Origin of the sequence: Niallia sp., assembly GCF_031978665.1 — a bacterium.
Classification (GTDB): domain Bacteria; phylum Bacillota; class Bacilli; order Bacillales; family Cytobacillaceae; genus Niallia.
In genome coordinates this window covers 75,127-98,236 of record NZ_DALZDK010000019.1, presented here as the reverse complement: position 1 = coordinate 98,236, position 23,110 = coordinate 75,127, and the positions used below count along the sequence as shown (strand labels likewise).

Annotated in this window: 21 protein-coding genes; 5 read left to right on the top strand and 16 right to left on the bottom strand. The window is 36.3% G+C overall.

Going from position 1 to position 23,110, the window contains the following annotated elements:
* Positions 1-122: 122 nt before the first annotated feature.
* Entirely contained in the window at positions 123-3,548 is a 3,426-nt protein-coding gene (locus RTL21_RS12230) for a glycoside hydrolase family 2 TIM barrel-domain containing protein (protein ID WP_312096164.1), read from the bottom strand.
* 185 nt (positions 3,549-3,733) lie between these two features.
* Positions 3,734-4,276 (bottom strand): D-lyxose/D-mannose family sugar isomerase, encoded by a 543-nt coding sequence (locus RTL21_RS12225; protein ID WP_312096163.1) that lies wholly within the window; start codon positions 4,274-4,276, stop codon positions 3,734-3,736.
* A gap of 1,086 nt (positions 4,277-5,362) precedes the next feature.
* Between RTL21_RS12225 and RTL21_RS12220 the strand changes: the two genes are divergently transcribed.
* Positions 5,363-6,106, top strand: a complete 744-nt coding sequence (locus tag RTL21_RS12220) for a class I SAM-dependent methyltransferase (RefSeq protein WP_312096162.1) — start codon at positions 5,363-5,365, stop codon at positions 6,104-6,106.
* Between the two features lie 88 nt (positions 6,107-6,194).
* On the opposite strand, the gene RTL21_RS12215 is transcribed toward RTL21_RS12220, so the two are convergent.
* From RTL21_RS12215 to RTL21_RS12165, 11 genes are all read right to left on the bottom strand, one after another.
* A complete protein-coding gene (locus tag RTL21_RS12215; RefSeq protein WP_312096161.1) occupies positions 6,195-6,719 on the bottom strand; it encodes a YceI family protein in 525 nt (174 codons plus the stop codon).
* A gap of 420 nt (positions 6,720-7,139) precedes the next feature.
* Complete coding sequence (locus tag RTL21_RS12210; RefSeq protein WP_312096160.1) at positions 7,140-9,203, bottom strand: 5'-nucleotidase C-terminal domain-containing protein; 2,064 nt, start codon at positions 9,201-9,203, stop codon at positions 7,140-7,142.
* A gap of 100 nt (positions 9,204-9,303) precedes the next feature.
* Positions 9,304-9,435 carry a hypothetical protein gene (locus RTL21_RS12205; protein ID WP_312096159.1) on the bottom strand — a complete coding sequence of 44 codons (132 nt, stop codon included), beginning with the start codon at positions 9,433-9,435 and terminating at the stop codon, positions 9,304-9,306.
* A 286-nt stretch (positions 9,436-9,721) separates the two neighbouring features.
* Positions 9,722-10,960 (bottom strand): YeeE/YedE family protein, encoded by a 1,239-nt coding sequence (locus tag RTL21_RS12200; protein ID WP_312096169.1) that lies wholly within the window; start codon positions 10,958-10,960, stop codon positions 9,722-9,724.
* 217 nt (positions 10,961-11,177) lie between these two features.
* The gene (gene wrbA / locus RTL21_RS12195) at positions 11,178-11,789 is read right to left on the bottom strand and encodes an NAD(P)H:quinone oxidoreductase (RefSeq protein ID WP_312096158.1); all 612 of its coding nucleotides are present in this window, start codon (positions 11,787-11,789) and stop codon (positions 11,178-11,180) included.
* Positions 11,790-11,974: 185 nt separating this feature from the next.
* Positions 11,975-12,586 (bottom strand): alpha/beta hydrolase, encoded by a 612-nt coding sequence (locus RTL21_RS12190; protein ID WP_312096157.1) that lies wholly within the window; start codon positions 12,584-12,586, stop codon positions 11,975-11,977.
* Positions 12,583-13,530 (bottom strand): ring-cleaving dioxygenase, encoded by a 948-nt coding sequence (locus RTL21_RS12185; protein WP_312096156.1) that lies wholly within the window; start codon positions 13,528-13,530, stop codon positions 12,583-12,585. The genes RTL21_RS12190 and RTL21_RS12185 overlap by 4 nt, the downstream gene beginning before the upstream one ends.
* A gap of 23 nt (positions 13,531-13,553) precedes the next feature.
* Positions 13,554-14,165 (bottom strand): flavin reductase family protein, encoded by a 612-nt coding sequence (locus RTL21_RS12180; RefSeq protein ID WP_312096155.1) that lies wholly within the window; start codon positions 14,163-14,165, stop codon positions 13,554-13,556.
* A 19-nt stretch (positions 14,166-14,184) separates the two neighbouring features.
* Positions 14,185-15,123 (bottom strand): ring-cleaving dioxygenase, encoded by a 939-nt coding sequence (locus RTL21_RS12175; protein WP_312096154.1) that lies wholly within the window; start codon positions 15,121-15,123, stop codon positions 14,185-14,187.
* A 191-nt stretch (positions 15,124-15,314) separates the two neighbouring features.
* Positions 15,315-15,770 (bottom strand): MarR family winged helix-turn-helix transcriptional regulator, encoded by a 456-nt coding sequence (locus tag RTL21_RS12170; RefSeq protein WP_312096153.1) that lies wholly within the window; start codon positions 15,768-15,770, stop codon positions 15,315-15,317.
* A 390-nt stretch (positions 15,771-16,160) separates the two neighbouring features.
* Entirely contained in the window at positions 16,161-16,292 is a 132-nt protein-coding gene (locus RTL21_RS12165; RefSeq protein ID WP_312096152.1) for a YuzL family protein, read from the bottom strand.
* A 158-nt stretch (positions 16,293-16,450) separates the two neighbouring features.
* Between RTL21_RS12165 and RTL21_RS12160 the strand changes: the two genes are divergently transcribed.
* Positions 16,451-17,086 (top strand): pentapeptide repeat-containing protein, encoded by a 636-nt coding sequence (locus tag RTL21_RS12160; RefSeq protein ID WP_312096151.1) that lies wholly within the window; start codon positions 16,451-16,453, stop codon positions 17,084-17,086.
* Between the two features lie 55 nt (positions 17,087-17,141).
* Here RTL21_RS12160 and RTL21_RS12155 read toward each other — a convergent pair whose 3' ends face one another.
* Positions 17,142-19,064 carry a DUF1565 domain-containing protein gene (locus RTL21_RS12155; RefSeq protein ID WP_312096150.1) on the bottom strand — a complete coding sequence of 641 codons (1,923 nt, stop codon included), beginning with the start codon at positions 19,062-19,064 and terminating at the stop codon, positions 17,142-17,144.
* Between the two features lie 119 nt (positions 19,065-19,183).
* On the opposite strand from RTL21_RS12155, the gene RTL21_RS12150 reads away from it, so the two are divergent.
* From RTL21_RS12150 to RTL21_RS12140, 3 genes are all read left to right on the top strand, one after another.
* Positions 19,184-19,939, top strand: coding sequence for a helix-turn-helix transcriptional regulator (locus RTL21_RS12150; RefSeq protein ID WP_312096149.1), 756 nt, complete (start codon positions 19,184-19,186; stop codon positions 19,937-19,939).
* A 66-nt stretch (positions 19,940-20,005) separates the two neighbouring features.
* Entirely contained in the window at positions 20,006-20,422 is a 417-nt protein-coding gene (locus RTL21_RS12145) for a hypothetical protein (RefSeq protein ID WP_312096148.1), read from the top strand.
* Positions 20,423-20,441: 19 nt separating this feature from the next.
* The gene (locus RTL21_RS12140; protein WP_312096147.1) at positions 20,442-20,687 is read left to right on the top strand and encodes a ferredoxin family protein; all 246 of its coding nucleotides are present in this window, start codon (positions 20,442-20,444) and stop codon (positions 20,685-20,687) included.
* A gap of 177 nt (positions 20,688-20,864) precedes the next feature.
* On the opposite strand, the gene RTL21_RS12135 is transcribed toward RTL21_RS12140, so the two are convergent.
* The gene (locus RTL21_RS12135) at positions 20,865-21,254 is read right to left on the bottom strand and encodes a hypothetical protein (RefSeq protein WP_312096146.1); all 390 of its coding nucleotides are present in this window, start codon (positions 21,252-21,254) and stop codon (positions 20,865-20,867) included.
* 359 nt (positions 21,255-21,613) lie between these two features.
* On the bottom strand, positions 21,614-23,068 hold the full coding sequence (locus tag RTL21_RS12130; RefSeq protein WP_312096145.1) for a glycoside hydrolase family 1 protein: 1,455 nt from the start codon (positions 23,066-23,068) through the stop codon (positions 21,614-21,616).
* Between the last annotated feature and the right edge of the window lie 42 nt (positions 23,069-23,110).

Below are 23,110 nucleotides of genomic sequence, written 5' to 3'. Positions count from 1 at the left end.
TGAACACCACTTTTCGCTTGCGCTCATGATTTTTCGGTTTTCATCCCCTTGGTGAACACCACTTTTCCCTAACCCACAATAAAAAGCCCACCGCACTTAACGGTAAGCCTCGTTTTAACCTTCTAACACTTAAACTGAAACCATTCAAAATCAAAATTACTGCCTGGTAAAAAGACAAATGTTACCTTTTGCAAACCAGTTATTTTCTCCAATTCAAATTCTCGTTCTTCATAGCCATCGGAGTAAGGAAATTCAACCATTTGATTGCTTTCCCCTTCTTCATTTGCAAAACGTATATGAATCGTATTTTTTTCGATTGGCGATCTCCCTGAAATAATTAGCTTTGTTGTACCTGCTTCTGTAAAATCAAATTGCTCAAAAGTTAATGAAACATTATTGCCAATTCCTTCTACACCTTTTTCTTTCACTTCAAAGGTATCCCCATAAATATGATTACATTCAAATGCGTAGTTACGTTCAAACGCTTGGTTTTTCTTTTCGAAATAAAAACCTCTAATATGGACCTTCTGCTGTAAAACAAAGCAAAGTGACTTGATTCCACGAAGTCTTTTCGACAATTGGTATGTCTCTTCCTGATAAACGTTCCATTTAGATGGCTTTTGATAAATTACATCCGCTAATAACATGCTGTCCTCTTCTTCGGGCATCCCTTCCCAAATTTGGATTGGATACTCGTCATCTGATAGGGAAAAAATTGGAATCGTAATTTTGTCCGACCCATAATTTCCAAAGTCTATTTCACGAAAGCCAACTTGCGTTTCGCCGTCCCTACTAGTTGCGACTCCTCGTTCATTTCCATTGGTCACTTCGCCTTTTCTAAAGTCATATAAACCTGCAGAAATAAATCCATATGGATCCTTATAGGCTTTTCCTAAACCTGTTGCCTTAAACTCTAGTTCCGAAATTAACTTCGTTTTATCTGTACCATTCTTACTCGTACAACGAAGACGAAATGCTCCATCTCCTAAAGCAAAGAGTTTTACTTTCTCTCCATCCACTTCCACCTTCGAAATATTCGATTCAATGCCAGCATCGTTTACAACGCTCCACTCTACTTCTTGATAAGAGGCATTTGCTGGTAATAGCTTGGCATGTACGAACATCTCTGTTCTAGTTGGATCAAATAGTTGCCCTGAATCACTGATTATTTCAATTTTACGAAGAGGCATTTCTTCTTCTCTTCCCATTACTATTGGTGTATCTGTATTTTTCATGGTTGCAGAAATTCCAACTAGTTCCTCTGCCTTTGCTGGAAGAGATTCAAACTCTAAGATTTCACTATCTAATCCTTTTGAGGTCACCTCTATTTGAATTTTTCCTGGTTCAGTAGTTGCAGCAATCATTGCCATTAGCTTGCCACTAAACAACCTTCTACTTATCCCTTTATATTGGTCATAATCCGTACTGTCCCCATTATCTAGACCAACCAAACGCCCTGCACCTGTTACATTTACACATACACGATTTGTTGCATTTTCGACTGAATTTCCATACTGATCCTCTGTTGCAATTTCCACAAAAACAATATCGGTTCCATTTGCAGTCAGTAATTGCTTATCTGCTTTCAAATTAATTTTCTTTGCATCACCGAAGGAGCCTTTCGTGTCAGATGCGATTATATTACCTACTTCATCATAGGCAATAGCTGTTAACTCCCCTTTTTCATAAGGAATCTTCCACCAGCCTACCAGCTCTGTTCCCTGCTTCTGGTCGATTGCATAAGTACCAATCTTAGTCCCATTAAGTTGTAATTCCACTTTCGGCGCATTTGAGCATACACGAACATCTATCATTTGCCCTTCGCTAAAATCCCAATAAGGAAAAAGATGCACCATCGGTTTTTTACGGTAATCAGTCCATGCTGCTTGGTAAATATAATAGGAGTCCTTCTTAAAAGTAGCTGTATCAATTTGGCCAAAATAAGCATTTTTCGTATGATAAGGCGTTGGCTCCCCGATATAGTCAAAGCCTGTCCAAATAAAAGTTCCGAGAGAAAAAGCTGCATCCCTATCTGCTATAATACAAGCTTCTGTTGACCTAGCACCCCAGCTAGTGGAGCTATTTCCAAGTGCAGAACACTGTTCATCATCATCTGCAAGAATTGATTTTTCATATGGGAAGTGATAAATGCCCCTACTTTGGACAACCGATGCCGTTTCACTTCCGTATATAATCCAATCTGGATGTTCTTCATGATGCTTATGATAATATTTTTCGCCATAATTATAGCCTGCTACCTTCACAATATCCGCACATTTTTGAGCATTTTCCCATGGCATATAGTTGGAGCCGATCGTCACCCAGGCATTTTGCTTTGGATCATATTTATGTACTTCCTCCATTAGCATTCTTGTAATTGCCTGCCCTCTCTCATCTGCATGTGTATCATAAATCTCGTTTCCAATACTCCACATCAAAAGACTTGGATGGTTTCGATCACGCATGACCCAGCTTTTTACATCAATTGGTGCCCACTCTTTAAAAAATCGCGCATAATCATATTTCGTCTTTGGTCTTTCCCACATATCAAACGCTTCCGATATAACAAGAAAACCCATTTCATCAGCTAAATCCATGAATTCTTTTGCTGGCATATTATGCGCTGTCCTTATTGCATTCACACCCATTTCTTTCAATATTTCAAACCTTCTTTTTAAAGCTTGTTTATTAAATGCAGCTCCTAATGCACCTAAATCATGATGCTCGCAAACTCCATTAAGCTTCATCCTTTTTCCATTTAAACGGAAACCTTGCTTTGGATCCAGAACAATAGCTCGAAAGCCAATGTTTTGAGTAACAGCTTCTACTGTCATTAACTTTGGATTGGTAATTTGCAATTCTGTTTTAAGCTGGTAAAGATGGGGCTCGTCTGGGCTCCACAGCAATGGATGATCGACAATAAGCTTTTGTAGATTAGATACACTATTTTCCGTTCCAGCTTCAATCGTTTCAGAGATAGCTGCTACTCTTTCATTTTTGAAAAAAATAGAATGGCTAAGCTGCACATCTTGATCGATCACTAATTCTGTCTCGACTTCCACCTGCCAACGATTGTCTTGATTATTCATGGTAATGTAAATTCCATCCGTAACAAAATGATTCGTCTTTCTTGTTTTCAGCCAAACATTCCGGTAAATTCCAGCACCTGAATACCATCGGCTATTGGGGCTTTCGTAGACTACTTTCACAAGTATGTCATTTTCTCCCTCATTCATCGCTTCTGTTATCTCATGTTCAAACGAAGAATAACCATTTTTCCATTCCCCAACAAACTGATTATTTACATACACAGAGGAATCCATATATACGCCATCAAAGCATAGCAGCACCTGCTCGCCTTTTTGCTTCGAATAGGTAAATCTTTTACGATACCAGCCAATGCTAGATTCATAGAGATTGAGCGTATTATAAATAAGCCAATCATGTGGTAAATCAATTGGCGTAAATTCTAAACCGATGCTATCTGTCACTTCCAAACTACTTTTTGCAAATTCCCATCCATCATTAAAAAGCATTTTCTTATTCATGGTAAGAGTGGCTCCTTTTTCGTTAATGGCAAAAATGTCTATTTTTATGTAGGTGCGCGATTTTCGTCAATTAATTAAACATAGAAAGAAAAAATACGATCATAATAGTTTCTTATTCTAAAACACTCCCAAATTTAGGAATGGTTCTACTACTCTAAAAGGAAGCAATAGAATCATCCCTCCATTTACTTTATCTCAGGAATACGCTTTATATTCGGATCGGTAAAAATATCGTGTTCGTCTCTACTCGTTGTTGAAAACTCAGAGACAATAGCTCCCTCTTCACTTGCCTGAAACCAATGAAGGGTATTAGGAGGAATTGTGTATTGATCACCAGGATTCAATTCTATTTCATGAAAGACGGTGTAGTATACTTTGCTAGCTTCTGGAATCATTGCCTTTATATTTGCTGTCGCTTCCCCTTCCACATATAAGTAGACTTTTCCGAATCTGCAGCGGAAGGTCTCCGTTTTTCCTGCACAATCATTGATTGGTGGATGCTTATGTTCTGGACACGTTTGATTTGGGAATAATACTAATTCCTTCGCACAATAATGATTATTATTAATATAAGTGATCAGCTGCAATCCTTGTCTATCTAATTGACCTAACCCAAAGTCCGCCACCTCAATAGCTGCTTGTTCTGATTCACTTAGTATGATTCCTGCCTGATTTAATAATGCAAGAGTACGCCTTTGTACATCTTTATATAAAGTTTTCGTCAACATTTTAACCACCCTTTTCAAAAAGATTGTTATTTGGAGGAGAAATCTCCGCTACCTTTCTTTGCGTGTTGAAGAATTCCTTCTCTTGTAAAATATGGCTCTTCTTTTGTAAATGGTAATTTAACTGCTTTTCCTGTATTTGCCGACTGTTGAACTACTCACCCCTTATCACCTTACGATCTGATTGAAGGGGGAGATTCCTACGAACACCAAAGTATCCTTCGCTTATCTTAGTAGGCTACCCCCGCAGTTCCTGCGGTTAGAAGTCTTAACGCTTCATTTTTGAGATTGATTGCTGCGTTAATTTTGAATCCAACAGCTGCTTCAATTTCATGATTGGATTGGTAAATCGATTTTAGGCAACAACCGATAAAATTCGTTTATTCTTCTTCGCAGCCTCATTCATTGCCTGGCATTCTTCATGAATTCCCCCCTTTTTTATAGAAGAAATTTTCTATCCTACAGACGAAAATATTACCTTTCATTAATATAGTAGGAAATTGGTGCTGCTTTATTGAAAATGAGACAGATTATTTTGTGTAATATCTTGATGGGAATATTAAATGCAACTTATATAAGAGAGGAAAATAATAAGGAATGGATTATATAACTTTAGATAATTTAATGGTTATTCATCTATTCAACACCTTTTCTGAAATGTTCGTAAAACATTTCTAATTTTTACTAACGCTTTAAATGGTAGCGATTACATTCATTAGAAAAAATTTTTCCTATTAATCTGCTAAAATGAATAAACACATTCGAGTCTTTATTATAGGAAGAATTTTCTTTCATTTCAAGCGAAAATGTAAACCTTTTCTCTTTTTACAGCTCTTTTCGTAAAGATTATTGCATATAATGAATACAAGGATAAATTTTCTTTATATGGTATAATTTTTACAGTAGATTATTCAGCAAACAGGCAGGATTGTGAAAGTCTTGAGTTTGGGCTATCTTGCTAAAAACCGTTCCTATATAAAAAGGATTACAAAATTATTATGTTGAATTATGGAAAAGTATGGTTAGTATACTTACTTGGAAGCAGAAGTCCGTTTAATTTATGAAATCCTTATCAAGGGAGTGAGGTAAGTGAAACAAAATATTTACGACAATCCAAATTTCTTCAAAAACTACACAGCCTTGCGTGAAAGTGGTATAAATGCAAATGAATTCATAGAACAACCAGCAATCAAATCATTAATCCCGTGTTTAAAAGGAAAATCGGTATTAGACTTAGGCTGCGGTGATGGTCATTTTTCAAAGTATTGTATAGAAAATGGTGCAAAAAACGTAATAGGTGTAGACATATCCCAAAATATGATTGAACGTGCTAAAAAGTTACATCAGGATGATAACTTAGAATTTATTTGTCTTCCTATGGAGGATATGGTACTAACCAATCAAAAGTTCGATTTGATTATCAGTTCCCTCTCTATACATTACATTGAAGATTACTCGGCAATGATTCAAAAAATTAATGAACTATTAAAAAGCAATGGGGAATTTATTTTTTCAACCGAACATCCAATAGCAACAGCTCGCAAGGGAAACAACCATTGGATAAAAACTAAGGATGGTAATAAATCACATTGGGCATTAGATAATTATCAAGAAGAAGGAATCAGAGTACACAACTGGTTTGTTGACGATAGGGTGGTTATTTATCATCGAACTATTGCCACATTAGTAAATACCTTGATTGAACATGGGCTTTCACTGGATAAAATAATCGAACCACAATCAACTTTGGCAGGTATAGAGAAAATGCCAGATTTAATAAACGAATCGCGAAGTCCATCTTTTATTATAATCAAGTCAAAAAAACAAAAATAGCAACAATCTATATGAAAGAACCTTTTAAATAAAGACAAACGGTTCTCACGCATCTTTTCAGATACATAAGAACCGTCCCTCTAATTACTTAAGCTGGGTTTACTTCTAATTCCACTTTAATTTTGATGTCTTTTCCTACTAGTACGCCACCTGATTCAAGTACTGCGTTCCAAGTAAGGCCAAATTCTTCGCGGTTGATTTTTGCTTCTCCCTCGAAACCGTAAACTTCTACGCCCCATGGGTTTGTGCCTTTTCCACCGTATTCTACGTCAAATGTTACTGGCTTAGTAACGTCCTTAATTGTTAAATCACCTGTTACTTTGTAGTCATCGCCATCTTTTGTAATAGATGTTGATTTAAAATCAATTGTTGGGTATTTTTCTGTATCAAAGAAATCACCTGATTTTAAGTGGTTATCGCGATCTTCGCTATGTGTATTAATACTTGCTACGTCAAATTTGAATGCAATACTAGCTGTTGTTAGGTCTGTTAAATCTGCAGCTTCTACATCTGCTGTGTAAGAACCAAATTGCCCCTTTACTTTTGAAACCATCATATGTTTCACTTCAAAACCTACGCTAGAATGTGATTGATCTACTGTCCATTTTGCCATTTTAAATTCCTCCCATTTCCCTTTTGTTTTTTTACTTTGAATTCAAGATATTTATTAAAAAAATTAGTCTCCTTAATCTTTTAGAAAGATTCAAGGCAAACTGATTAGAGATTGCTGTCGATAAAATACTTTGAAATAAATTATCTCTAATTAAAGATAATTTTAACACATCTATTTTTTTTGTCTATACTTTGGTGAAAAAATTTTTAAATTTTGGGAAGTAATTTTTCCCATTATAAATTCTCCTCTCCTAAAAGGTATCGTTCGTTTCCTTTTTCTCCTTTTCGAAGTCATGGCGGGCTCTGACCATCCACTCTACTTCTACTTAATTTTTTTCATTCAAAAAATAAAAAATTGTCCTTTTGTTAAAATAACTAGCACTTAACAAAAGGACTATTTTACTTGAAAATGTTTTTAAAATTAAGCCTTAGAATACTTCACCTTTCTAAATACAAGGAATGCAATACCTGCTACTAGCAAAATACCACCAACTACAAGCATTGTGTACATACTTGTAGCTGTATTCGGAAGAGCATTTCCACCAGAAATATTGGAAACTGTTTCTTTAGAGCCTTGATTATCATTAACATCCTGCACTAAATCAGTATCATTTCCAATACCAGATTCATCTCCATTATTCGCATTATCATTATCCGATTCTGAACCTGTTTCATCAGTTGAAGTATCTGTATCGTTATTATCGTCTTCATTGCCACCAGTTTCTGGATCATTCACTTCTGGTTCCTCTGTTTCAGGATTTTCTGCTTCGGGTTCCTCTGGTGTACCTTCTCCCTCTTCATCCCCTGGTGCTTCTGAATCTGCCCCAAGTAAATCAGTAATTCTTCCTTCAAGGACAGGATCTACCACTTTACCTAAATCCTCTACCATATATTTGCGCAGTTGTTCCCAATCAATTTCACCAATATCTTGGACTCTACCTTCTTGATATGCTTTAGCGAATACGTCAAATCCATCTCCGCCTTTAGCAGTAAAGTTATTTGTTGTTACAAGATATTTTTGATCTGCTTGGATCTCTTGATATTCCCCATTTACATTTACATACATGGATACAACACGAGAGCCAGACTCTTTTGTACTGTCATACGTAAATTTCATGCCTGCAACATGCAGGAAACCACCGCTTTCTGCTGGAGCTTGACTTACACTATGCTCAAGAATTTGCTTAATTTCCTCACCAGATAGTTCCACAACTACTGGGTCATTTCCAAATGGAAGCACTGCAATGATTTCTCCAATTGTAATTGGACCTTCCTCGATTGCCGCCCGGATTCCGCCACCATTTTGGAATGCAATGACTGTTTCTGGATATCTTTCTTTTGCTTTTGCAAGCATTGCATCTGTTACTAAATTTCCTAATTCAGTTTCATTTGCACGGACACTTACATCACTGTCTGTAAGACGTGGATTTACTAGCGTTTTCTTAGCGATTGCTCCAGATTCCTGTGTAGAAAGCTGGTCAATTGTTTCTTTATATGGAGCTAAAACAGCAGCAGCTTCTGAATCAGCTTCTTTACTAGCAACATCAATTAGCTGCCCAGCTTGCCCAATAACTACGCCATTTTCATCAAATTCCACCTGTAGTTTGCCTAATAATTGCGAATATTGATATGCTTGAACAACAACAGTTGGGTCTTTTTCTGAACCGTTCTCATCTTGTTTTACAACAACTGGCTCGGTCAACTGTGTATGAGAATGCCCTCCAACTACTACATCTATCCCATCTACATAGCTAGCTAACAGTAAGTCATTGCCAAAATCAGGATTGCTATCATAGCCAAGATGCGTTAACGCAACAATTTTGTTAATTCCCATTTCTTGAAATGCTTGTACAGCTCTTTCTGCCTCTTCTACATAATTTAAAAATTTAACATTTACCGGGCTTGAAATATTCGCTGTATCTTCTGTTGTTAAACCAAAAACCCCAATTTTCTCTCCATTTACTTCTTTTACAATACCATCAAAAATTTTTCCATCTTCTGGTGAATCGGTGAACTCATTTTTGAAAAGCGTATTCATAAAAGCGTCACCAGAAAAATCTACATTTGTGCCAAGCAATGGGAATTTTGCAGCTGACACAAACTCTGATAAGGATTTATGACCATTCTCACTAGATCCTAGGTCAAACTCATGATTACCAAAGACCATTGCATCCAAATCCATCATATTTAATAGCGCTAAATCTGCTTGTCCATGATATTCATTGAAATATAGTGTACCGGAAAAAACATCCCCTGCATTAAATAATAATGCTTCAGGATCTTCTATGCGAACGTCCTTTATCGCTGTAATCATATTTGGTAATAGCTCAGTATGTGCATGAGTATCATTCATATGCATAATAGTTAGCTTAAAGCTATCACTATTTTCCTCAGCATATGTACTAACAGGCAAAACAATAGATACTAAAAGTGCAAGTGTTGTAAAAGCGCTTAAAAGAATTGCAAACTGATTCTTCCTCTTCATTAAACAGTTCCCCCCAAATTAGTTCCGTTGACCGCAAATGAAGCTACTCGATTTATCACTGTTTTTGTCAACTATTCTACCTTATTGTAGAAATTCTCTGTTAATCTACTATTAAGTATTTGTAAATCTCTGTTAAACTAGCATTAGCAGCATGATGTAGTCCTAACCATTTTGCTGCGTTCAATTGATAGTGTGCAAATAACAAATACTGAAATCCCCTTGATTCAGTCACACTATCTATCCAATATCCTCCTCCCCTTTTCATTTCTCAAACCATCATATATCTTGTTAACCAAGAAGACTTTTAAAAACTTATGTAATAACAATGAATGGTCTAGCATTCTATTAGAAATACTATCTTTAAAATCTAGTATAAAAAAGATTAAATCCATTATCTACGGTTTCGAGTGAATTTTTTCAAAAATAAAAAAATTCCCACAAATACCAACTATAGTATTTGCAGGAATTTCTCATTTGTTCATATTTTGTAAAAAAACAGGTATGAAACTACTCTTTAATTAACAGAAAGAATCCTTCGACTTTGGTACAGAAAGTCCAAATAATGGACGAAGATACAAGGCTACAAAGGTTCCTGCCAATGCAAGAATTCCCCATACATAACCGTGAACACTAAAGGATGCGATGCCGCCAAAATAAGCACCTACGTTACAGCCAAATGCTAAGCGTGAACCATAGCCCATTAGTAATCCACCAATGATGGAAGCAAGCACGTTACCAAGTGTTACTTTTGAAAATTTGAAAAGACCGCCTGCAGCTGACGCTAAAAAGGCACCAAGAATTACGCCAAAATTTAGAACCGTTGTGGAATCAGCAAATATCGATGCTTCTAGCGTTTGAGCACTAGCTCCTTGCCAGAACCCCCAGCTTGCTACATCCATTCCGAAAAATTGCGCTACTTTTGAACCCCATAAAGCAAAAGCAGATGTAATTCCCCATGGTGTACCACGCGTCATTAAGGTTAAAGCGTTAAGTACAGCTAACACGATTGCTGCTGCAAATAATGGCCATGAACCACGAAAAATTCGCTTCCAGCCTGTTGTTGTTGGCAGTGGAGCCATTTTTGGTGCTTTTCTTTTTCTTTCCACCACTAATGTAATCCATGCAATTAAACCAAATAGAATAATCGATACAAGCCAAGCTCCACCATATCCAAGACCTGTTGATGTCGCTAATGAAATTGGTGCAAAAGATGGTAGTTCTTCTGTCCAAAATGGTAGATGAGCTGCTCCGATTGTTGAACCAATAATAAAGAATAATAACGTCACGAACGCGACAGAACGTCCGCCGCCTACAGCATACAATGTACCAGATGCACATCCACCACCTAGCTGCATTCCGATACCAAACATAAAGGCACCAACAACAAGACTAACACCGACTGGTGATACATAGCCAGTTGCTCCTGTTCCAAAGAAGGAAATGCCGTATGCTAAGATTGGTGCAAATAACGTTACTGCCACCGCTAGCATAAGCATATGTGCACGTAATGCTTGCCCATTGCCAACTGATGCAAGTCGGCGAAATGCTGATGTGAAACCAAAACGAGCATGAAACAATGTATAACCAAGTAATAGACCTAATACTAATAATATAGGCTGCATACTCTTTTGTGTCACCATTAAATAGATTAGCAGAATAGCTGCTACAATAAGTCCACCGATGATTAAAGGCATCTGTGGAGCATTTAAACCTTTTTGTTGCTCATTAAGACTCTTTGCATGTTGAGTCGATTGAATGTTTGCTGAAGTCGCCACCCCAAAACACCCTTTCCCTATTAATATAGTCGGATTTTACTTTTTTCATGATAATGTTATTTTGAGGTAGTGTCAATAATAAAATCTTACCTATTTCTCTTTTCTCATTAAATTCATTCATTAATAGCTGGATTTTTTTCTGCAATAAAATAAGCCAGGAGTAACTCACTCCTGGCTCTTCTTAAATGCTTCTAGGCAATTATTGATTTCCTTTTTTAACCCATTCCGCAACGGTAACAGTACGTTTAGCTTGGTGTTTTACAGCTCCTTGAACGTCTTCAATCATTTTACCATCTTGTCCAACTGTTACGCTTGTTCCATATGGATTTCCACCTGCTCCGAATAGAACTGGATCCGTGTATCCTGGAGTAGCAATAATAGCGCCCCAATGCATCATGGAAGTATATAGTGATAATAATGTTGCTTCTTGTCCACCATGTGGATTTTGTGCAGAAGTCATCGCACTGACTACTTTGTTAACTGTTTTGCCTATTGCCCATAGTCCACCTTGTAAATCAATAAATTGCTTCATTTGAGATGGCATTGTACCAAATCGTGTAGGTACACTGAAAATTATCGCATCTGCCCATTCAATATCTGCTGAAGTTGCTACCGGTACATCTTTCGTTGCATCAACTGTCGCTTTCCACGCTTCATGGCTATCGATAACCGATTGTGGAGCTAATTCTTGTACCTTCACTAATTTTACTTCTGCACCTGCTTCTTTTGCACCATCTGCAGCCCATTGTGCTAATTGATAGTTTGTTCCACCCATACTATAAAAAACTACTGCTACTTTAACATTTGACATATTTTCCATCTCCTTTGATTTTCCAAATAATTTGTTTAAAAATCCCATAAGTACACCTGCTTTATTTAATATGCTCGGAAACTTATAAGAACCACCTCTACTGAAATACCATTCCAATATTAGCTGTTCTTCTTATTCCCTTTTAATAGAAATATATGATTGTTTTTTCCGCTTTTTATCTGAAATTACTTACTTTCTAATGCAGAATACCATTTACCAGCTGCTTCTACTTCTTGTGCTGTTAATTGATGGCCTCTGTTTTCCCAATGCATTTCGACATTAGCATTTGCATTTGCAAGTAATGCCTGTAATTCATTTGATTCTTCTGGTGAACAAATTGGATCATTCGTTCCAGCTGCAATAAATACTGCTTTCCCTGTTAAATCAGGAAGTGCGATTCCTCTTCTTGGAACCATTGGATGATGAAGAATAGCTGCCTTTAACGCGTCCTGATAGTGGAATAATAAGCTTGCTGCAACGTTCGCACCATTGGAGTAGCCAATTGCAATAATATTATCTCGATCAAATTCATATTCTTTCGCTGCTTCATCAAGAAATTCATTTAATTCTTTCGTACGGAAGATTAAGTCCTCCTCATCAAAAATACCTTCAGCTAATCGCTTAAAAAAGCGAGGCATTCCATTTTCTAAAATATTGCCACGGACACTTAACACAGAAGCCTCATCATCTATCATCCCTGCAAGGGGCAATAAATCTAATTCTGTTCCGCCAGTACCGTGTAACAGCAATAAGGTTGGTTTTTTAGGATCTTTCCCTTTATTGAAAATATGTTTCATTCTTTCTCCTCCTCTAAAACTCTAATCTCCACTTTAGGCAATGCAGCTGTTAATTCTTCTCTTCTTTCTTCTAGCCACTCAGGTAACATAAGCTTTTCACCTAGATTGCTTAGTGGCTCATCTACTGCAAATCCAGGTCCATCAGTAGCTATTTCAAAAAGAATGCCACCTTCTTCGTGAAAATATAATGCTTTAAAATAGTTACGATCTTTAATTTCAGTTGGATAATATCCTTTTTCTAAAAGAGAAGCTCTCCATTGCTGAAGTTCTTCCTCATCTTTTGCTCGCCAAGCAATATGATGGACCGTCCCTGCCCCCATTAGACCACGAACAGTTGGAGTTAGTTTTATATCAATCACATTGCCTATCTGCTCTTCAGATGAAAAGCGGAGATAGCCTGCATCTTCGCCAACACATGTAAGACCTAATATATTTTCTAACACTTCTGCTGTTTTATTTGGTTGTGCAGAAAATAACGTTGCACCACCAAAACCTTTAATGGCAACAGATGGATTAATATCCCCCATTTGCCAAGTATTTATCGGTCCTTCCTTTCGTTCAGCCAATTCAATCAGAAGTCCATCTGGGTCAGCAAATTGCAAATAATTTTCGCCAAATCGAGTAGAACCTTCTACTTTCACCCCAAAGCTATGCAGACGCTTCTCCCAAAATTCACTAGATCCATGCGGAATCACATAACTTGTCACACCAACCTGACTTTTACCAATTCTCCCTTTCAGCTGTTTTTCCCATGGAAAGAAAGTAATAACCGTTCCTGGCTCCCCTTTTTCATTCCCAAAATAAAGATGGTATACTTTAGGTCGGTCAAAATTGATTGTTTTTTTCACCAATCGCAAGCCAAGAACACCGGCATAAAAATCGATGTTTCTTTGTGCATCATTAACCATTGCTGAAATATGATGAATTCCTGCCGTTTTTTGCATTCCATCCTCTCCATTCAAAGGAATTATTGTGGCCTTTCTTTCGTAAACATTTCCCCTATTCTGGCATAGTCATTTCCGGCTAATCTGCTGACGGCACTTAGCCCTCTTGGATTAATTCTGCCACTTTCGTAAATATTATTTTCAATGTGGTATTGAACTACTCTTCCAATAAGAAAATCACAGCCAGGCAGCGCATCATTGCCTCCCAATTCTAGTGAATGCTCTAATACACATTCCATGCGAACTTTCGCTTCTTTTACACCTGGTACAGAAATTTTGCTACTATCAATTGGCGTTAGCCCCGCCAGTTCAATCTCACTTTGGCTTGGGGATAGATTTGCTGCTGTTTGATTGATTTTATCAACGTTTTGCTCATCCACAATATGAATAACAAATTCCTTCTTCGTTAAAATGTTTCTCGCTGTATCCTTTTGTTTCCCATTGGAGCGTTGAATCGATAAAGAAACCATTGGTGGATTGGACGACACAATATTAAAGTAACTAAAAGGAGCTCCATTTAAGACGCCTTCTTCAGATAAGCTAGTAACAAAGGCAATGGGCCTTGGAATAATACTTCCGATTAGAAATTTATAATTTTCTCTTTCTGAAATCGTATTTGGATCAATAGAACGCATCGAACCATCCTTTCCAAAATCAATCGAGATTTCTTACTTCAATTGGTACTAATTTACGTTCAAGCTGCGCTCTATATTGCTCATATTGACTTGGCAACTTTAATTCCTCACCCATTGTTTGCTGAGATTCATCAACTGCAAAGCCTGGAGGATCTGTTGCAATTTCAAAGAGAATTTCTCCATATTCTCTAAAATATATTGCGTTAAAATAATTACGATCCTGAACGGGTGTAACCTGGTATCCATTTAACGACACATGCTTCTGCCAATCTAATTGATCTTGATCATCCACTGCTCTAAAAGCAATATGGTGAACAGTTCCAACACCCATTGATCCACTACCACTTGTCGCTAATTTTAAATCAATGATATTTCCAATATCGCTGAAAGAACGGAAACGAGCATATTCTCCTTCTTCCCCAACTTTTTCAAACCCCATCACTTTTTCTAAAACTTCAGCTGTCTTTTCTGGCTGTTTCGAAAACAGAGTAGCACCGCCAAAACCTTTAATCGCGTTTTCTGGCTTCACCTCACCAAACTGCCAGGTATTATTTTTTCCTTCTTCTCTTTCCACAATTTCTAGCTGTAATCCATGAGGATCATTAAATTTCAAGTATACTTCTCCAAACCGTTCTGTTTTGGAAAAAGCTATATTAAATTTAGCTAGTCTATTTTCCCAAAAAGTCATTGCCCCTTTTGGAACCACATAAGAAGTTACCCCAACTTGCCCATCTCCAATAACGCCTTGACGAGCTCCTACCCATGGGAAGAAGGTAATAATCGTTCCTGGATTCCCGCCTTCATCTCCAAAATATAAATGGTAGGTTCCCGGATCATCAAAATTGACTGTTCGTTTTACAAGACGTAACCCTAATACTCCTGCATAAAAATCAACATTCTCTTGCGGATGACCTACGATTGCTGTAATATGATGAATTCCACTTGTTTTTTTAGTCATTCTCTTTCACTCCTATTCCAATTATCAGTTGAACTATATTACTTAATATTAGATACATTGTGTAAAATCATTTATAGATTTCTGTATGATGCATTTTTTATTAAATGCATCATTACATCATCCTCTATACCGCTGCCGGACATTAGTACGAATTAAAATATTATTAATTCGAGATATTATCTCAAAAAAATTTACATGCTTTGTGCATGGAATCCTAATTTTTTGAGCTGCTCAATTAGCATTTCTTTCTCTTTCGTTTCTAATCCACCACATATCTCTTGCATCGCTGCCCTATGTTTTGGAAAGACTTTGTCCATTAGCACGGTTCCCTCTTCGGTTATGGCCGCATACGTTATCCGGCGATCTTTCGGACAAGGTTTTCTTCTGATTAATTTTTTATTCTCTAATTTATCTACAACATAAGTAATGCTACTACTAGCAATCAGCACTTTTTCACCAATTTTTTGAATCGGCTGCTCCCCTTTACTGTAGATCAATTCCAGAACACTAAACTCTGTTGGATTTAATCCAAGACACTTTATATCATCTTCTACTCGTTTCTTAATCGATTGCAAGGCTCTCGACAAAACGACAAAGACCTTTAAAGATAAATCCTCTTCATATTTTAATAATTCTTCATTATCCATGATAATCATCCTTTTTAATTATCTTGAATTCGAGATAATTATATACCATCTCATTTGTACATGTCAACTAGTTTTGTTCATTATGCTTTTTATAGGCAAAAAGTTAAAGTGGAGTAAGCAATTAATTAGCTACTGCAAACCCTATTTAAAATAGGAAGGCAGGAAATATGAGTTTGGATCATATATTGAATTTTTGGATCATATCCTTCTTCTTTTGGATCATATAGTTGGTTTTTGGACCATATCCTTCTTCCTTTCGATCATATAGTTGGTTTTTGGATCATATCTTCCTTTACACCATATTATTGAAACTCAAGATGTGCCAAATCTACACTAAAATACAAAAAACAGGTGGAATTGCTTCCGCCTGTTTGCTCTTTTTAATAATAATTAAGACTTCTTTTGTTTTTTTCGAGAAGAATCTGCTTTAGTTCTTCCTGTTTCCTTTGTAGTTGTTCCTTGTCCTTCAGGTTGAGTGGAGCTTAAACCAATTGTGGATGGATCTGCTTTTCTGTTAGACATGCTATTCACCTCCACTCTCTATTGTTCCTTGAAATAGTGAAGTTATGTATTTGCTAGGCTTGCTGCACATAAATTCATAAAAAAATACAGTCTTTAAATTCAATTCATATTTACATATAGTTAATGACACAGGGAAGTAACTTGAGAGGAGTAGTTAGATGAAAATGGAAGCACCGAAAATTCCAGCTGATTTACCTTCAAAGAATTTTCACGATATATTATATGAGGAGGATTTAGAGCTAGAGATGTGCCAAATTCAGCAATCCGTTTTTAATGATGAAGTGTTAAATAAAGTGCGCTTATCTAAAATGGTGCTTAAAAACTGTAAATTTATCAACACTGATTTTTCTGGTATTGAAATAACAGATGTTGTATTTGAAAACTGCGATTTCTCAAACGCGAAAATGAGCCTTTCTTCTATACACAAATGTACATTTAGCAATTGCAAATTATTAGGGGTCGATTTTACAGATTCTCGTTTTGGCAATGTTCAATTTACTGATTCTCTACTGAATTTAGCGGCATTCGGAAGCTCTAAATTAGAAAAAGTTCGGTTTCAAGACTCGCCAGTAGAATCATCTGATTTTTACGACTGTATCTTTAAAAAGGTTGAATTTAAAACATGCATAATGGACGGGGCGAATTTTGAAAGAACCTCCCTTAACGGTGTAGATATCAGTACATCTACTTTCCAATCGTTAATGGTATCCCCCACAGATTTAAGAGGCTGTAAAGTTTCTACTTACCAAGCCATTCAATTTTCTGCTCTATTAGGATTGGAGATTATTGATTGATTAATCATCAAAAAGCTCTAGCAAGTCAAAAAATGACTTACTAGAGCTTTTTACATTATCCCCAAACCTTCACATAATTCTTTCCTTTTTTCAATGTACTAATTGGTCCGAGCGCACTTTTCTCTTGTCTTTTTTCTCCTAAATAATCGGTATTAACTGCTACTTCGCTTCCATCAGGATTTTCAAAGTTTGCATCGACAATACGCACTCTTTCAAGGGTTTGCGTTGTTTGCACCTCACCAAGAATATTCTCGAAGTTCTCTGGAAGTTTTACTGATAGATATACTTCTGCTCCTTCTTCTACGATGCTTAAATTCGGATTAAATGTATCTTCTACTAATCTTTCCTCTTCTCTTTCAAAAGGTTCTGCACCATTTAAGTAAGTATTACGATTAATATAAACCGGTTGTTCTACTTTATTAAACGCTTCATGATCACCTGAATCGTTGTGAACGGTTTCAATATATTCCTCAAGGGAAGCTGTATAGCCATTGTAATGAGCTGTACCAACATCTTCTAGTGTCTCATCCCCAACAAAGATATTATTGTAAAAACGATCATCACCTCCATAAGTCACGGCAAATCCTGCAACCTCTGTGCTATGCGGATAATGATACGGCGTCGCACGATCAAGCATTTTTCGATGAACCATTTTTCCACGGATTAAATTATTAATGTAGGCACCGCCTTGGGCATGATTATCTAAAGCATAATCTGCTGTTAAAATATTATGATCAACGATATAAGGACCACTACTAACTTCTACAAATAAATCACGATTATTGCGATAGTAGAGATTACTGCTCACTCTTGTTCCTTGTGTCTGCCAATCTAGCCATGTTCCTAGTGAACAATCATGAATACGATTATGGTGGATTTGTACATCAATCGCAGCATGAAGCTTGATACCAGCAATCTCATGGCCGTAAAACTCTCTCTTTAAAGCAATATTATAGATATGATTATTATAAATTTCGCTAAATACACAGCCTAAATGCCCAACAATACCATTTTGACCGCAATCATAGATTGTATTGTTTCGGACGATATGGGAACCAATCTTCTCTTTGCTCCAGCCAGCTTGTCTAGCAAGGAATACAGATTCTAGTTGATATTGATAGCCTGGCTTATCTTTACGCTTGGAACGATAGTTGTTTCCAGTCGAGCCTTCCTTTCCAAGACTAATCCCGCTACATTTAGAGTCGTGGATAATATTGTCTTCAATAATCCAGCCTTTACTCCAATGAGGACCTAATAATCCTGGTTGATCAGCAGTAGGCGGTGTCCATGGAGTTGCTGCTTGGGCCATCTCAAATCCCTTTACTGTTATATAATTTATTCCTGTTTCTTCTGGATAAAAACAAGCTTTTCGAACATTTATTTCTACTAGCTCTTTATTAGGGTTCAAATCATGAAAATTAGCATAGATAGTCGTCGTATTGTCATTAACCACGCTAAACCAAACATATTCTGTTTGCTCAGGATTATGGACAGGAACAATCTTTTTTGTCCAGTGATCTAACACTTCTGTTTGTTTTTTGGGATTTTGAACTTGTTCTAACGTTTCTGCTTCGTAAAAGGAACTTCCATTTACGTATACGTCTCCTAGATGTCTTCCTGGATTATAGACAATCCAATCGCCAAATATTTCTTCTTTATATGGATTATATTCTCCAAAAAATGAATTCGGGAGTTCTGTTTTCCAAACATTACCTTCTACTTGCTCCCAATTTTGAATATGTTCCGAACCTTTGATGACTACTTTTTCACCGTCAGCAGCCTGATAGGTAATCCTTCTCGTATTGCTTAATCCAGCATTCTTTGGCTTTACCCATTCTCGATATTCCCCTTCATGCACAATAACGGTGTCTCCTGCTACAGCAACAGAAGCTGCTTTATTGATTGTTAAAAATGGATTCTGTTTCGTTCCTTCTCCAAGATCTGATCCAGTTTTAGCTACATGATATTCAACAGCCATTTTTTCTTCCTCCTCTATTGTGACTCTGACCTCATTATAGAAACTTTAAAGAGTTGATACTATTCAAAATATAGTATAATTTAAGACAATATTAGTGTTTTTGGATAGGAGGAAAAGAATTGGTTTTTTTTGAAGATCACGGCGTAGAAGAAAAAGAATCCTTTGAAACATTCACCCTCATAAATTTCAACTTTCCTCTCCACTTTCATCGGGCCTATGAATTAATCATTGTCAACGAAGGAGAATTATTCGTCCGAGTGGATCAAAAGGAGTATGTCTTGCAAAAAAATGATGTAGCCTTTATTTTCACGAACCAAATGCATGAATTCAAAACACTCAATCATTCCCATATTAGTGTCATTATTTTTTCACCTGAATTAATAGGACATTTTTTTATGAATTATAAAGGTTCTATCCCTGCAAATAATGTGATTCATTTAAAGGAAACACCTAATTTGCAAGCGCTTCACTCCATTTATCATCAAAAAAGTTTTCTTTATGCTATTTGTGGTAATTTAGTAGAAAATACAAAACTAACACCTGTTGAATACTCGACAAAGATGAAAGTATTTCATAAAATACTGCTTTATGTAGACACTCATTATAGCTATGATTGCACATTAAAAGCTGTTGCCAAGCATCTACAATATGATTATGCTTACCTTTCAAAGCTTTTCGTCCATATTACAAACATGACTTTTACCGAATATCTTACCCAATATCGAATATCACAGGCTTGTTATCAGCTGAAAAATAGTCAGCAGCCAATTGGCGACATCGCGATGAACTGTGGGTACAATAATTTGCGATCCTTTCATCGCAATTTTAAAAAGATCACTAACTTTTCGCCTCGAAAATATAGGGAGCTCTCGTAACGATCATGTATATTATGCTGATTTTATGTACACTTTATAGATACAATGTTTAAAGGTGGGATTTCTATGGAAAGCGCCTCAAGCAGATTGGAAATATTAATGGGCGACACACTTCAAATACTTGATCATATGATAGTAGATTCTGACAAAGAGGATATGCTTCAGCAAGTAAAAAACGAATTACAAGAACAATATAATAAGATAGACGGGCTTACAAAATCGGATGAGGAAATCATTAATACTGCGCTTTCTATGACACAAAACTTAGATAGAATAAGCAATATTGTCCAACAATTGGAAGTAAGCTTAATGGCTGATTATGAGAACTCAACTGGAAGTATCGATGAATATCAACATATGTCTATTGATGAGCAAAGAGAGCAGCCGGAAAGTTACCATGATAAAATTGATTATTTAAGCGCAGTAAAGATTCGCGAAAACTTGCATAAAATGAATGAAGTGCTAGTTAGCATAAGATCTTAATTAGAAAGGGGAGATTTTAATGCCTTTCGTTATAACGTCTCCATGTATGCATGAAAAAGCTGGTGATTGTGTAGATGTTTGTCCTGTTGATTGTATCGCAAAGGGAGAAGATCAATTTTATATTGACCCAGATATCTGCATTGACTGTGGAGCTTGTGAAGCAGTATGCCCTGTTACAGCTATTTATCATGAAGAAGAAGTGCCTCCTGAAGAGCAAGCCTATATTCAGAAGGCGATTGATTTTTACAAAACATATGAAGGATAAAGAGAGACAAATCAACTTTGTTTTGGTTGATTTGTTTTTTATTAGACTTCTTTACATACAGAAATGTACGAACTATTCTATTCACAATATAAAAACCTTGCCAGAAATATTCTGACAAGGTTCTTCATTAAATCTTTATAATTAGGTCAAGCACCTAAAATTACCGGATTAAAGAGCTTAAGCTCCCTCTTGTTCCACGTTAGCATCTATCTCTTCTTTTAACTTATTTACTTCATCTTCGATTTCAGCTGGAATATATTTTGATTTATTTAAGTATGTTTGGCTTAATGAATAATCAGGAACTGCTTTAAAAGCATTTGCTAGAAAATAAAAATTCACTTGTGCATCGCTGCCAAGGCCAATTGTTTCATCAATAATTGCTTGATAGTCGCCTTTTTCTAATAAGCTAATGAATTTCTTATCTTCCTCTGTTAATTCTTTTGCTTTTGTTTCTTGATTTGCATTACTCTCTTCTTTTACTACTTCTTCTTTTTTCTCTTCCGCTGCATTTCCACATCCTGCAAGTAAGAATAGGAACGCTACCATAAATAGAGAAAGATATCTCATTTTAACCTCTCCTTATACGCATATAATATAATTACTATTCCAAAAAGCGCTAGCACTTATGTAACCTATGTAGACACTTGGATAAAAAATAGAATCATAACATTTCTTAGACTGTTATGTATTATTAGAAAACTTAGAATATTATTCATTTTCAGCTGAATAATAGAGCGAATACTCACTATCAAAGATGCTTGACTGGAACATTTTAGCACATAGATTTTATTATATCAATATATTAAGATTTGTTTTTTAATTCTCAAAAATCAATTAATTATTCTTTTAAACTTGCTGTTATTTTCCAGAAAATAAAAACAGTACTCCTTCATGAAAAGAAGAAGTACTGTTTGGAATCTCCAATACTATAACCCTTGACCGTTAGTAGCAATCACCTGTTTGTACCAGTCAAACGATTTTTTCTTTGTTCTTTTTAATGTCCCATTTCCATAATCATCTTGGTCTACATAGATAAAGCCGTATCGTTTAGACATTTCAGAAGTACCTGCAGAAATTAGGTCAATACATCCCCAGCTTGTATAGCCGATTAAATCAACCCCATCTTTGATTGCCTCTTTCATCTGCTCAATATGTGCTCGCATGTATGCAATGCGATAATCATCATTAATAGAGCCATCCTCTTCTACCTTATCATATGCTCCTAATCCATTTTCCACAATAAACAATGGCACTTGATAGCGATCATACATTTTCTTCAATGTAATTCGTAATCCTTTCGGATCGATTTGCCATCCCCAATCAGATGATTCTAAATACGGATTTTTCACTCCAGAGAAGAAGTTTCCTTTTTCCTTTAGCTTATCTGGTGATCCACTCGCAACCATAGACATATAGTAGCTAAATGATAGGAAGTCTACTGTGTGTTGTAAAAGCAGTTCCTCATCTCCTGGCAGCATATCTATCTGAATATCATTTTCCTCAAAGTAGCTTAGCATAAAGCTTGGATAGTATCCGCGCACTTGAACATCTGTGAAAAATAAATTTTTCTGATCCTCTTCTAATGCTGCTAACACATCATCTGGATTACATGTTTCTGGATAGACTTCCATTCGTGCTAGCATACAACCAATCTGTGCATCTGGAATAATCTCATGACATGCTTTTACCGCTCTTGAACTCGCTACAAATTGATGATGCAAGGCTTGATAAATAGCTTGTTCCTTATTCTCTACTTCGTCAATTAAAATACCACTACCGATATATGGAGAAAGTGTCGAAATATTAATTTCATTAAAAGTTAGCCAGTATTTCACCTTGTCTTTATAACGATTAAAGACTGTTTCGGCATAATGGACAAAGAAATCAACTAAGCTTCGATCCATCCACCCATTATATTTTTGAACTAAGTGCAGTGGAATTTCATAATGAGATAGAGTCACTAATGGCTCTATTCCATATTTCGCTAACTCGTCAAATACTTTATCATAAAAAGCTAAGCCTTCTTCATTTGGCACCAAGTCGTCCCCATTTGGAAAAATACGTGGCCAAGAAATAGACATACGGAAAGTTTTAAAGCCCATCTCTGCAAAAAGAGCGATGTCTTCTTTATAGCGATGATAAAAATCAATCCCGCGACGTTTTGGAAAGTTATCTCCCTCTTCACCAGCTAATAGTGCTTCTAATTCAGCTTTGCTTTTGACATCCATCTCGATATCATTGCCGCGTTCTTCTTTTGGAACGAATGTAACCATATCAAAGATAGATAAACCTTTTCCACCTTCGTTATAAGCACCTTCTAATTGATTGGCAGCTGTAGCTCCCCCCCATAAAAACCCTTCTGGAAATCCATTTTTCTTCATTTATAATATCCTCCCTTTTCTTATCTCTATAGATAATGATAC

What these genes read in the sequence shown, in the direction of transcription:
- RTL21_RS12225 (WP_312096163.1), bottom strand. Translation starts at nt 4,276, where the DNA reads ATGTTGACGAAAACTTTATATAAAGATGTACAAAGGCGTACTCTTGCA.
- RTL21_RS12145 (WP_312096148.1), top strand. Translation starts at nt 20,006, where the DNA reads ATGGAAAGCGCCTCAAGCAGATTGGAAATATTAATGGGCGACACACTT.
- RTL21_RS12165 (WP_312096152.1), bottom strand. Translation starts at nt 16,292, where the DNA reads ATGTCTAACAGAAAAGCAGATCCATCCACAATTGGTTTAAGCTCCACT.
- RTL21_RS12215 (WP_312096161.1), bottom strand. Translation starts at nt 6,719, where the DNA reads ATGGCAAAATGGACAGTAGATCAATCACATTCTAGCGTAGGTTTTGAA.
- RTL21_RS12180 (WP_312096155.1), bottom strand. Translation starts at nt 14,165, where the DNA reads ATGCGTTCTATTGATCCAAATACGATTTCAGAAAGAGAAAATTATAAA.
- RTL21_RS12185 (WP_312096156.1), bottom strand. Translation starts at nt 13,530, where the DNA reads ATGCAAAAAACGGCAGGAATTCATCATATTTCAGCAATGGTTAATGAT.
- RTL21_RS12140 (WP_312096147.1), top strand. Translation starts at nt 20,442, where the DNA reads ATGCCTTTCGTTATAACGTCTCCATGTATGCATGAAAAAGCTGGTGAT.
- RTL21_RS12135 (WP_312096146.1), bottom strand. Translation starts at nt 21,254, where the DNA reads ATGAGATATCTTTCTCTATTTATGGTAGCGTTCCTATTCTTACTTGCA.
- wrbA (WP_312096158.1), bottom strand. Translation starts at nt 11,789, where the DNA reads ATGTCAAATGTTAAAGTAGCAGTAGTTTTTTATAGTATGGGTGGAACA.
- RTL21_RS12155 (WP_312096150.1), bottom strand. Translation starts at nt 19,064, where the DNA reads ATGGCTGTTGAATATCATGTAGCTAAAACTGGATCAGATCTTGGAGAA.
- RTL21_RS12230 (WP_312096164.1), bottom strand. Translation starts at nt 3,548, where the DNA reads ATGAATAAGAAAATGCTTTTTAATGATGGATGGGAATTTGCAAAAAGT.
- RTL21_RS12210 (WP_312096160.1), bottom strand. Translation starts at nt 9,203, where the DNA reads ATGAAGAGGAAGAATCAGTTTGCAATTCTTTTAAGCGCTTTTACAACA.
- RTL21_RS12170 (WP_312096153.1), bottom strand. Translation starts at nt 15,770, where the DNA reads ATGGATAATGAAGAATTATTAAAATATGAAGAGGATTTATCTTTAAAG.
- RTL21_RS12130 (WP_312096145.1), bottom strand. Translation starts at nt 23,068, where the DNA reads ATGAAGAAAAATGGATTTCCAGAAGGGTTTTTATGGGGGGGAGCTACA.
- RTL21_RS12190 (WP_312096157.1), bottom strand. Translation starts at nt 12,586, where the DNA reads ATGAAACATATTTTCAATAAAGGGAAAGATCCTAAAAAACCAACCTTA.
- RTL21_RS12160 (WP_312096151.1), top strand. Translation starts at nt 16,451, where the DNA reads ATGAAAATGGAAGCACCGAAAATTCCAGCTGATTTACCTTCAAAGAAT.
- RTL21_RS12175 (WP_312096154.1), bottom strand. Translation starts at nt 15,123, where the DNA reads ATGACTAAAAAAACAAGTGGAATTCATCATATTACAGCAATCGTAGGT.